12 protein-coding genes are annotated in these 10,217 nt (G+C 55.0%); 2 read left to right on the top strand and 10 right to left on the bottom strand.

Annotated features, from left to right (window positions below):
• Window positions 1–140 precede the first annotated feature (140 nt).
• Window positions 141–1,472, top strand: a complete 1,332-nt coding sequence (locus HALTITAN_RS24305) for a deoxyguanosinetriphosphate triphosphohydrolase (RefSeq protein ID WP_039860938.1) — start codon at window positions 141–143, stop codon at window positions 1,470–1,472.
• Between the two features lie 11 nt (window positions 1,473–1,483).
• Here the strand turns inward: HALTITAN_RS24305 and HALTITAN_RS24300 are convergent, their stop codons facing one another.
• The 3 genes from HALTITAN_RS24300 to HALTITAN_RS24290 form a co-directional block, all read right to left on the bottom strand.
• Entirely contained in the window at window positions 1,484–2,392 is a 909-nt protein-coding gene (locus HALTITAN_RS24300; RefSeq protein ID WP_009288695.1) for a nuclease-related domain-containing protein, read from the bottom strand.
• Between the two features lie 69 nt (window positions 2,393–2,461).
• Window positions 2,462–2,836, bottom strand: coding sequence for a translation initiation factor Sui1 (locus HALTITAN_RS24295; RefSeq protein ID WP_027958965.1), 375 nt, complete (start codon window positions 2,834–2,836; stop codon window positions 2,462–2,464).
• 2 nt (window positions 2,837–2,838) lie between these two features.
• Window positions 2,839–3,537, bottom strand: coding sequence for an HAD family hydrolase (locus HALTITAN_RS24290; RefSeq protein WP_027958964.1), 699 nt, complete (start codon window positions 3,535–3,537; stop codon window positions 2,839–2,841).
• Window positions 3,538–3,823: 286 nt separating this feature from the next.
• Here HALTITAN_RS24290 and HALTITAN_RS24285 point away from each other — a divergent pair, with 286 nt between their 5' ends.
• Window positions 3,824–4,255 (top strand): hypothetical protein, encoded by a 432-nt coding sequence (locus HALTITAN_RS24285; RefSeq protein WP_027958963.1) that lies wholly within the window; start codon window positions 3,824–3,826, stop codon window positions 4,253–4,255.
• Between the two features lie 16 nt (window positions 4,256–4,271).
• Here HALTITAN_RS24285 and HALTITAN_RS24280 read toward each other — a convergent pair whose 3' ends face one another.
• The 7 genes from HALTITAN_RS24280 to HALTITAN_RS24250 form a co-directional block, all read right to left on the bottom strand.
• Entirely contained in the window at window positions 4,272–4,622 is a 351-nt protein-coding gene (locus HALTITAN_RS24280) for a hypothetical protein (RefSeq protein WP_027958962.1), read from the bottom strand.
• 150 nt (window positions 4,623–4,772) lie between these two features.
• A complete protein-coding gene (gene fba / locus HALTITAN_RS24275; RefSeq protein WP_009288694.1) occupies window positions 4,773–5,837 on the bottom strand; it encodes a class II fructose-bisphosphate aldolase in 1,065 nt (354 codons plus the stop codon).
• A gap of 106 nt (window positions 5,838–5,943) precedes the next feature.
• A complete protein-coding gene (locus tag HALTITAN_RS24270) occupies window positions 5,944–7,125 on the bottom strand; it encodes a phosphoglycerate kinase (RefSeq protein WP_009288693.1) in 1,182 nt (393 codons plus the stop codon).
• 60 nt (window positions 7,126–7,185) lie between these two features.
• Window positions 7,186–8,223: a type I glyceraldehyde-3-phosphate dehydrogenase gene (locus HALTITAN_RS24265; RefSeq protein WP_009288692.1), complete on the bottom strand. Its 1,038-nt coding sequence runs from the start codon at window positions 8,221–8,223 to the stop codon at window positions 7,186–7,188.
• A gap of 108 nt (window positions 8,224–8,331) precedes the next feature.
• Complete coding sequence (locus HALTITAN_RS24260; protein WP_009288691.1) at window positions 8,332–9,057, bottom strand: LrgB family protein; 726 nt, start codon at window positions 9,055–9,057, stop codon at window positions 8,332–8,334.
• Window positions 9,047–9,400, bottom strand: coding sequence for a CidA/LrgA family protein (locus HALTITAN_RS24255; RefSeq protein ID WP_027958960.1), 354 nt, complete (start codon window positions 9,398–9,400; stop codon window positions 9,047–9,049). Before HALTITAN_RS24255 ends, HALTITAN_RS24260 begins: the two co-directional genes overlap by 11 nt.
• A gap of 3 nt (window positions 9,401–9,403) precedes the next feature.
• Window positions 9,404–10,217: transketolase-like TK C-terminal-containing protein (locus HALTITAN_RS24250; RefSeq protein WP_039860934.1), on the bottom strand; the 814-nt coding region annotated here is incomplete at its 5' end.

The raw sequence follows: 10,217 nt of genomic DNA, 5'->3' as shown, positions 1-10,217 counted from the left end.
TTTTTTTTTTTGCGTGGCAGGGTGAAGGGTAAGTTGTGAATAGTGAATAGAAACCACTCACCACTCACCACTCACCACTCACCATAACGTACGGTTTTCCGGCGTTTTATGTCAGAATGCACTCCTCAGGAGGAATGCCCATGACTCAGATGCGCTGGGAACAGTTACTTTCCCCACGTCGTCTTCACGATCAACGCTCAACAAGTACCCGTGAAATCGGTCGTAGCCCGTTTCATAAAGATCACGACCGTATTGTTTTCTCAGGTTCATTTAGACGCCTAGGGCGCAAGACCCAGGTGCATCCGCTAACCGAAAACGATCATATCCATACTCGCCTAACTCACTCGCTAGAGGTTGGCTGTGTAGGTCGCTCCTTGGGCATGATTGTGGGGGAGTTGCTGCGCGATCGCCTGCCTGAATGGATTACGCCTGCTGACCTTGGCGTCATTGTCCAAACAGCGTGCCTGGGACATGACATCGGGAATCCCCCTTTTGGCCATGCGGGAGAGTATGCAATCCGTGATTGGTTTCAGCGCGCTCAAAGCAGTGGCCTGTTAGAAGGCCTTTCAGACGCTGAGCGCGAAGATCTGTTGACCTATGAAGGCAACGCCCAGGGTTTTCGGGTGATTACCCAGATCGAATATAACCAGTTTAATGGCGGTATGCGGCTTTCTGCGGCCACCTTGGGTGCATTGCTTAAATACCCTTGGACGGTTCGTTATGGTGGTCGAGCGGGCAAGTTTGGCGCCTATCAGTCAGAGCAGGTGCTGCTCAAAGAGGTGGCTGAAGCGGTAGGGTTGTTGCCCCAAGGCGAGCAGCGCTGGTGTCGCCATCCACTGGCGTGGCTGGTCGAGGCGGCAGATGATATCTGCTATGCCCTGTTGGATCTGGAAGATGGTTTGGAGATGGGCATCTTGCGCTATGAAGAGGTTGTCGAAATACTGCGCCAAATTGCCGGAGAGTTTCCGCCCGAGTATGCCGAAATGCAAGATCGTAATGTGTCACAGCGGCGCCGCATTGCACTGCTGCGAGGAGCTGCGATGGAGCGCGCGGTCAATGATGTTGGCACGGTGTTTGTGCAGCACGAGCAGGCCCTGCTGAGCGGCACACTCAGTGAGGATCTGTTGGAGTTGTGCCACCCTGACCTGGGATGGGGCGTTCAAGCGGCGAAGCAGTTGGCTCGAGAGCGCATTTTCCAGAATGAGCGTAAGGCGAAGCTCGAGATTGGCGCCTATACGACACTGGGTATCCTGTTGGAAGCCTTTATTGGCGCTGCACACGAGCTTCACCACACAGGGCACTCATCGTTTAAACACCAGCGTGTACTGGCCCTGATAGGTGAAAACACGCCCCTGCCATCTTGGTCACTCTACGATAGCTATCGGCGAATGCTGGACTTTATCGGTGGGATGACAGACCACTACGCGGTGGATCTAGCCCAGGAGATGGGCGGCCGACTGCGCGGTGATTGAGTACTGTTTAATTAAACCGAAGGTTGGCTCAGGTGCTTCAACTCCATCAACTGAGCGCGCTCAAGAAGCACATTAATGACCTTGTCATGGATGGCATCGTTGAGTGGGCCTGGGGTCAGCTCGGTCAGCTGCTTAGCAAGCGTGTCCCCGCTGACCACTAAAATATCAGGAGCGGCTTCGCTGTTATCTATTTTCCAACCCGGCAGCACCAATACGCCCCGTACCGGGACGGGCACGCCACAGCGCCGCTCTAACCAGTGAGTCAGCCAGTTAACCCCTTGGCGAGTTTTATGCAGTGGCCGACGCTCTTGCCAATGGGGAAAGCGCAACCGCTCGCGTTCCACCGCGACTGTATTGAGCTCATTGCCATCGGTGCCGATAGCGAGTGTTCTTGCCCGTGTCTCAACCACAAATACGCCATGGGGCGTTACTACGACGTGATCGATCGTGAAGCTATCGGTAGGCACATCGTGAAATACATAGTAAGGGTGTGCATCAGGGCGGACTAAGCGCTCCAGCTCTTGGCCAACGGCGAGCTCACAGGCTAAGCCTAACTTTAGCCGTCGGATACGCTGATAGTCGCGTACCAGCAATAATGAAAAAGTCAGTACCAGCAACGTACTAAGTAGCCCATACAGCGCCCACTCAACCCAATCCTGTTTATCCACAAACAACATACGGCCCATTCCGTAAACTAGCGGGGCGAGGCTGATAATGGGCCCTAATGCACCGTTTAAAAAAAGGCTGGAAAACGCTTGGTCAAGGCGGTGCCGTAGCGCTTGGCCCGGCTCATGAAGGGGGACGTTGAAGGGAGAGTGAACGCGAGCATCGTGCAGGCTGCGCAGCGCGAGGACAATACTGGCCATTGCCGCCATGGGGAATAAAAAAATTAGGGGTAGCACGTATTCCAGCCAAGCCATTGCAGTGCCTTGCTCTATAGCGACTTACCCGATGGTAAGCCCCGATGGAAAGTTATAGTGGCGTAGAGGCTAACCCCCAGCGAGTTTAACTTGGTAGCCAAGGGCGCTTAACTCCTGACGCAGGGTGTCTCGGTGGTCGCCTTGAATTTCAATAATACCCTCTTTAACTGCCCCACCCGTTCCACACCGCTTTTTAAGCGTTTTAGCTAACGTTTTAAGCTCTTCGCCAGGCAGAGGAATGCCACTGACGGTGGTTACGCCTTTACCTTTACGGCCACTAGTTTCGCGGCGAATGCGTACTACGCCATCAAGCGCCGCCAGCCGCTGCTGTTCGCTCAGATCATCGCAGTGGCAGTCATTGAGTGGCTCGCGGCAAGTGGGGCAGGTTTTGCCATGTTCGGTGGAATAAACCAGCCCACCGAGCTGGTCTCGTAAAGAGGCCATGTTTATCCTCCAATTGAGTGTTGGGGCACAGGGGTTTGCCAATACTCACGGGTGAGTCGTTCCACTACAGCGGGTAGCTGATACATATTACTAATCATGATAGCGTTTTCAGGCGTTGTCTCGGCATCCGGGAAACGGTTTAAGTGGATCACCGTCATTCCCGCCTGAAGCGCCGCGCGTACGCCTACTAAGGCATCGTCTATGGCAATGCAGTCATGCGCTGAATAGCCCATGATACTCGCTGCGTGTAGATGTAAACAGGGTTCGGGCTTCCAGCAATTAGCGGTATAGCCACTGAAAAAACGTTTACCGAAGTAGTGGCTGAGCCCTGTCGCTTCTAAAGCCGTATGAATTTTGCTTTCAGGTCCATTAGAAACCACTGCACTGGGATAAGCCGCCAGAGTATCCAGCGCTTCTTGGGCGCCGGGGATGGTGGTCAGCTCTTGGGCAAGCCGGGTGGCTAGATTGGCTCGCATAGAGACTTCCATGCGGTCAAGCTGGTCAGGGTCAACGTTACCGTAGCGTTGTTGCAGTTCAGCAACGATGCGTCGAAAGCGCGCTCCACGAAATTCGCCAAGATAATCAGTAGACGCGAAAGGCAGGCCTACTGAATTGAGCCCGGCAGCCATCTCTTCAGCCAGTAGCGGCTCACTATCGACAAGAGTGCCATCACAGTCAAACAGCAAAAGTGGGAGCGGCATTGTGGTTCCTTGCAGCGGCTGATGCACTGCCAGTGTTAGTTGAAGCCATCCATACTGCTATTGAACGGGATTTTACGTCATTTGTGAACACTGTTTTGTTATTTTTTGCTTGCCTGAACGTGACTCTTGAGCCAGCTTAAATGGCTACACTCATTTTGCTGGCTACTGTTGTAGGCCATCTAGCGTCAGCAGACGCAGTAGTACAAGCGATGGAAATGCCTCAGCTGCGCTGAAGAGATAGTGGGGATGCACTATTCTTTCATAACCACGACATGGAGAATGCCTAATGCGATTAACCCCTTGGTTTCTACCCTTTGCACTTAGCGCTGCCTTATTAACGACCACTGGCTATGTGTTTGCTGATAATCATGCGTCTGAGGGTGAACAGCACGAACCTCTGGATGATGAAGCGCTTGAAGAGGAGTACGGCATTAAAGCGGGATCAGTAAAGCGTGATGAAGGTGAAGGCGCTTCTTCTAGCGATTCCGAAGGCGCGGATGAACAGGCACGCGTCCGTGAAGAAGAAGAGGAAGAAGAGAAAAACGAAGAAGTAGCCACTAGCGAGGGCGAAGCTGACGTCGAGTTAGAATCGGGTGAGAGTGAAGAGCGAAACCCAGAGGCGGGCACGGGCGGCACTGGCAGCCCAGAAGATGCCATTCATAGCAGCGAAGAAGAGAATAGCGAAGATGACGAGGATGGCACCGACGATAATGCATAACGTCAGTGCCTAAGCGTTACTTGGCGAGTCGGCGCGAGTTAGCGCTACTACGCTGATGGTAAGGCTTCATTGTGCGCTGGCTGGTCACCCACCAGGGAGCCTGCTTGCCGCTCATTGAGTTGAGCAGCGCTTTTTGCATGACGAGGCCAGCTTCCATGCTGGCCTCGAGTTTTTCGGTGACCATACGTTGATTTTCTTGCATCATTTTGGGGCTGAAAAACGGCTGTGTTTGCCATAAATGATTTCGCATAGTGATCGTCGACAAAGACGTCGACCATAGCTCAAAGGCCATGATACCGACTTTCCATATATCGAACATCGCTACCGGGGGAGTGGGCATTAGGGGAAGGGAAGTTGTGGGTTTCATCAGCGTTGTGGCCTCCTTGCTGGAACACGAGACATCGTGACCTCATCTCCAGTGTTAGCGCATCTATGCTGCATTGCAATATCTATTTAATTAGCCACAAAAAAAGACGACCGGTTGGTCGTCTTTTTCGAAAGTGGGCCAATTACAAGCTTATTTTACCTTGGGAGCCAGTTCGCCGCGCTCATAGCGCAGGAACATCTCTTCCAAGCTGATCGGCTTAATCTTACTGGCATTGCCGGCCGTACCAAAGGCTTCGTAGCGGGCGATACATAGATCGCGCATCGCGGTAACGGTCTCTTTCAAGAACTTACGTGGGTCGAATTCTGACGGGTTCTCAGCCAGGAAGCGACGCACGGCACCGGTAGACGCCAAGCGTAGGTCGGTGTCGATGTTGACCTTACGCACGCCGTGCTTAATGCCCTCAACGATCTCTTCGACTGGCACGCCGTACGTTTCGGGGATCTCACCGCCGTGCTGGTTAATCACTTCCAGCCACTCCTGGGGAACAGAAGAAGAGCCGTGCATGACCAGATGGGTGTCCGGAATCCGCGCGTGGATCTCTTTAATACGCTGGATAGAGAGCGTGTCACCGGTAGGCGGCTTAGTGAACTTGTAAGCGCCGTGGCTGGTGCCAATGGCAATCGCCAGTGCGTCCACATGGGTCGCTTTCACAAACTCTGCGGCTTCTTCTGGGTCGGTAAGCAGTTGCTCCATATCCAGCTTGCCTTCCGCGCCAATACCGTCTTCTTCACCGGCCATGCCGGTTTCCAGGCTGCCCAGGCAGCCCAACTCGCCTTCGACGGAAACGCCACAGGCGTGAGCCATTTCCACCGCGCGGCGGGTAACATTGACGTTATAGTCGTAGTCGGTGGGCGTTTTACCATCTTCACCCAGCGAGCCATCCATCATCACCGAGGAGAAGCCGAGCTGAATAGAACGCTGGCAGACCGCAGGGCTGGTGCCGTGATCCTGGTGCATGACCACAGGGATATGCGGAAACTCTTCGACGGCCGCCAAAATCAGATGGCGCAGGAAGGGCGCACCCGCGTACTTGCGTGCACCGGCAGATGCTTGCACGATGACCGGCGAATCGGTGGCATCAGCGGCTTCCATAATGGCGCGCATCTGCTCAAGGTTGTTGACGTTGAACGCCGGAATGCCGTAACCATATTCGGCGGCGTGGTCGAGCATCTGGCGCATGCTGATCAAAGCCATGAAGTTACCTTATCTATGTTGTAAAGACTGGGTTGTCAAAAGTGGGTTTAAAGACTGAGCTACCAGTTTGAACGATGGTGAGTGTTTAGATTCAAGTCGTGTAATGTTAACCGCGTTTGGCGGCGGCTTCGAGTGCAGCAACGGCAGGCAACTGCTTGCCTTCGACATACTCAAGAAAGGCGCCGCCACCGGTTGAAATGTACGAAACGCGATCCGCAATGGCATATTTATCAATGGCCGCTAAGGTATCGCCGCCACCGGCAATAGAGAAACCTGCGCTATCAGCGATAGCCTGGGCGATTACCTGGGTACCTTTACCGAATTGATCGATTTCAAAGACGCCGACAGGCCCATTCCATAAAATAGTGCCTGCATCCTTAAGCATGCTGGCCAAATGTGCAGCGGTGTCTGGGCCAATATCCAGAATCATCTCGTTATCAGCCACCTGGTCGACCGGCTTGACAACGGCCTTGGCCGACTCAGAAAACTCGGTGGCAACGACAACATCGGTAGGAAGTGGAATCGAGACCTTCTCCATCAGTGCTTTGGCTTGGCCCACCAAATCAGCCTCATGGAGTGATTTACCGACATTGTACCCCGCGGCGGCAATAAAGGTGTTGGCGATGCCGCCGCCGACAATCAGTTGATCACATTTATCAGCCAGCGCGGTGAGGACATCCAGCTTGGTAGAGACCTTCGAGCCGCCGACGATGGCTGCCATGGGCCGAGCCGGGTGTGCCAGCGCTTTCTCAAGTGCATCGAGTTCCTGGGCAAGCAAAGGGCCAGCGCAGGCGCTAGGGGCAAAACGCGCCACGCCATGGGTAGAGGCTTGGGCACGGTGGGCGGTGCCAAAAGCGTCCATCACAAAGATATCGCACAGCGCGGCGTACTGTTTCGCCAACTGCTCATCATCTTTTTTCTCGCCGCTGTTAAAGCGCACGTTCTCTAGCAGTACGACGTCGCCATTGACGAGATCCAGCGTTTCGTCGACCGTTTCACCGAGATAGGCTTTGATCAGCGGCACTGAGCGGCCTAACAGTTCACCCAGGTGTTCAGCCACCGGCGCCAGGGAAAACTCCTCGGCGGGTTCGCCTTCGGTGGGGCGCCCTAAATGGCTCATCAACATCACCTTCGCCCCAGCCTTTGCGGCGGCTTGGATGGTTGGCAGTGCGGCACGCAGGCGGGCGTTGCTAGAGACGCGGCCATGTTTGATAGGCACATTCAAATCTTCACGAATCAGCACGCGTTGTCCTTCCAGGGGAAGGTCAGTCATCTTTTTTACGTTCATGGAAGCGGTTTCCTCGTGTTTAGGCCGTGGAACTCAATATAAACAGTTAATGCAAATAGGTTACGTTTCTGTCGAAAGTCTGGCCAGTCGCTGGCTAATATCGAGCATACGGTTAGCGAACCCCCACTCATTGTCGAACCAGCACAGCAGTTTGATAAGGCGCTTGCCAGCCACTCGGGTTTGGGTAGCGTCCAGGATGCCTGAGCGAGGGTCGTGATTAAAATCAACCGACGCCATAGGCGCTTCAGTATAGCCAAGCACGCCCTTTAAGCGCTGCTGACTGGCGGCCAGCAGCAGGTTATTTACATCGTCGCGGTGAGTGTCGCGGCTGACGGTGAGTGCCACGTCCATGGCAGAGACATTGATAGTGGGAACACGTACGTGCAGGCACTCAAAGCGGTTCGCAAGATTAGGCATCAAGCGGCTAATACCCAGCGCCAAGCCGGTATCCACCGGCACAATGGAGTGCATTGCCGAGCGGGTCAGACGCAGGTCGGTCTGGTGGTAGGCATCGATCACCGGCTGGTCATTCATCGCCGAATGAATCGTCGTGGTGACACCGTGCTCAAGGCCGAGAGCTTCATCCAGAACGGTCAACAGCGGCACCAGGCAGTTGGTGGTGCACGAAGCGGCAGAGAGTATGCGCTGGGAAAGCGCCAGCTCGCCTTCATTAATGCCCCACACAATGGTGGCATCGACATCATTTTCCGCTGGCTGGGAAAACAGCAGCCGCTTAGCGCCTGCCGCTAAGTGCAGCTCAGCGGTGGCACGATCTTTAAAGCTCCCGGAGCACTCCAGCACCAGATCCACATCAAGCGTCTTCCAGGGTAACTTGTGTGGATCTTGTTCGCAGAGTACCTGGATGCGCTGGCCGTTGACGATAAGGTACTGACCGTCGTTATCGACGTCACCGGGAAAGCGGCCATGGGTGGTGTCGTAACGGGTTAGATAGGTGATGGTCGCGAGATCAGAGAGTTCATTAATGGCGACCACTTCAAGTTCGGGGTGTTGCCGCTCGACGAGCGCCCGCAACACGCATTGGCCAATGCGTCCGTAACCGTTAATGGCGATGCGATACCTGGGAGCAGAATTAGCCATGCAGAAGGGTGGCTCTTAAAAGTGAATCAACAATAATCGAAATAGGCTAGAACTCGTTGTGATGATAACGTATTTCAGCGGACGATTCTTATTAACTGCCGGTGCCTATCAGCTGCCCATGCTTATTAATCGCCAGGCGAGTGGCAGCAGTACTGCGGTGAAAATACCGGTAAGGCTCATGCCCAGTGATGCAAAAGCCCCAGCGGTGGGGCTGATCTCAAATGCTCTTACCGTGCCAATGGCATGGCCGTTAAGCCCCAGGGCGAAACCGATCAAGCGCTCATCGTCAATATGCAGCCAACGCGCAGCGAGGCTGACACAGGGAATCGTGATCACCCCGGTGACCAGCAGCGCACCCAACAGCAGGGCTACCGTACCACCAAGCTGTTCCGTAATGCCGATAGCGATAGGCGCGGTTACCGATTTAGCGGCAATGGAAGCGAGTATGGTGTCCGAGCTGCCCAGTAACCAAGCAATTGCCAGTGAATAGCAAGCTGCCAGCGTTGCGGCGATGGGTAAACAAATCGCCAGCGGTCGCCATAATTCAACAATCCGCGGCAACTGTTGATAAAGCGGCATACCCAGCGCCACTGTGGCTGGCCCCAATAGCACCGTTAGCCATGTGGCCCCCTGCTGATAGGTAGCGTAAGGCAGCCCTATCAGCGCTAACGCTCCCGCCAGTAGCAGCGCCGCGATCAAAATAGCGGGAAGCCAAGAAGGGCGCTTTAAACGCTGGAACAGAGCACTACCAAGCAAATAAGCGGCGAGCGTTAACCCCACCGCAAATAGCGGGGTGGTGGTTAATAAAGTGAGCAGCGGTGTATCAGCGGACATGCGGCTGCCCGATTAGTCGCTTGAGCAGCCACAGCGTGGTTATCACGCTGAGTAACGTACCCAACACCAAGGCAATAAGAATGGCACTCCACTGCCCAGCCAGTTCGCCGATGATGAAAAACACTCCTACAACCCCGGGCATAATCAGCATAGCGAGGAGCGCAATAAGCGGCTGGGCGGCAGCGGCAATGCTGCTAGGGACACGGCCACGGACGGCGAGCGTAGCGCAGAGCAGCAACATGCCGATCACGCCTGACGAGATCGGCAAAGCGGTGAAGTGGATTACCACTTCACCGATAAGCCAGTAGCTAATCAGCCATAGAAAGCCACTGAGTGCTGGCATGGCTTAGCCGAGTAGTTCGTTGGCTTGCTTGACCACATTGTCGACGGTAAAGCCGAAGTGCTTGAACAGATCCCCCGCTGGTGCGGATTCACCGTAGGTGGTCATGCCGATTACACGGCCTTCCAGGCCCACGTACTTGTACCAGTAGTCGGCGTGAGCGGCTTCGATGGCGATACGTTTGGTGACCGCTTTGGGCAGTACGCTTTCGCGGTACTCGGCGTCCTGGCCGTTAAAGCGATAAGCCGAGGGCATGGAAACCACGCGTACCGCTTTGCCCTGCTGCTCAAGATCGGCGGCGGCGTCCATGGCCAGGCCGACTTCAGAACCGGTGGCAATCAGAATCAACTCCGGCGTTCCTTCGCTGTCCTTAAGAACATACGCCCCGTTTTGAATCGCCGCCAACTGCGCCTTCGTGCGCTGCTGGTGGGGCAGGTTCTGGCGTGACAGCACCAGCGCCGTGGGGCCAGAGTGACGCTTGATGGCCGCATCCCAGGCGGCGGCGGTTTCGACCGCATCACAGGGACGCCAGGTATTGAGGTTCGGCGTGGTACGCAGGCTGGTGAGCTGCTCAATGGGCTGGTGAGTCGGGCCATCTTCACCCAGGCCGATGGAGTCGTGGGTAAACACGTAAATCACCTGCTGGCCCATCAGCGACGCCATGCGAATCGAGTTACGCATGTACTCCATAAAGATCAGGAAGGTTGCACCGTAAGGTACCAGACCGCCGTGCAGGGCGATGCCGTTCATGACCGCCCCCATGCCGAACTCACGCACACCGTAGTGCAGGTAGTTGCCGCTTGCATCTTCTGGGGTAATC

It is taken from the genome of Vreelandella titanicae BH1 (assembly GCF_000336575.1).
In the GTDB taxonomy this organism is placed as follows: domain Bacteria; phylum Pseudomonadota; class Gammaproteobacteria; order Pseudomonadales; family Halomonadaceae; genus Vreelandella; species Vreelandella titanicae.
The sequence above is the reverse complement of the archived record's forward strand: the minus strand, read 5'-3'. Positions and strand labels throughout refer to the sequence as shown.

Coding starts and splice junctions, on each gene's coding strand:
- HALTITAN_RS24305 (WP_039860938.1), top strand. CDS start 141: ATGACTCAGATGCGCTGGGAACAGTTACTTTCCCCACGTCGTCTTCAC.
- HALTITAN_RS24300 (WP_009288695.1), bottom strand. CDS start 2,392: ATGGCTTGGCTGGAATACGTGCTACCCCTAATTTTTTTATTCCCCATG.
- HALTITAN_RS24295 (WP_027958965.1), bottom strand. CDS start 2,836: ATGGCCTCTTTACGAGACCAGCTCGGTGGGCTGGTTTATTCCACCGAA.
- HALTITAN_RS24290 (WP_027958964.1), bottom strand. CDS start 3,537: ATGCCGCTCCCACTTTTGCTGTTTGACTGTGATGGCACTCTTGTCGAT.
- HALTITAN_RS24285 (WP_027958963.1), top strand. CDS start 3,824: ATGCGATTAACCCCTTGGTTTCTACCCTTTGCACTTAGCGCTGCCTTA.
- HALTITAN_RS24280 (WP_027958962.1), bottom strand. CDS start 4,622: ATGAAACCCACAACTTCCCTTCCCCTAATGCCCACTCCCCCGGTAGCG.
- fba (WP_009288694.1), bottom strand. CDS start 5,837: ATGGCTTTGATCAGCATGCGCCAGATGCTCGACCACGCCGCCGAATAT.
- HALTITAN_RS24270 (WP_009288693.1), bottom strand. CDS start 7,125: ATGAACGTAAAAAAGATGACTGACCTTCCCCTGGAAGGACAACGCGTG.
- HALTITAN_RS24265 (WP_009288692.1), bottom strand. CDS start 8,223: ATGGCTAATTCTGCTCCCAGGTATCGCATCGCCATTAACGGTTACGGA.
- HALTITAN_RS24260 (WP_009288691.1), bottom strand. CDS start 9,057: ATGTCCGCTGATACACCGCTGCTCACTTTATTAACCACCACCCCGCTA.
- HALTITAN_RS24255 (WP_027958960.1), bottom strand. CDS start 9,400: ATGCCAGCACTCAGTGGCTTTCTATGGCTGATTAGCTACTGGCTTATC.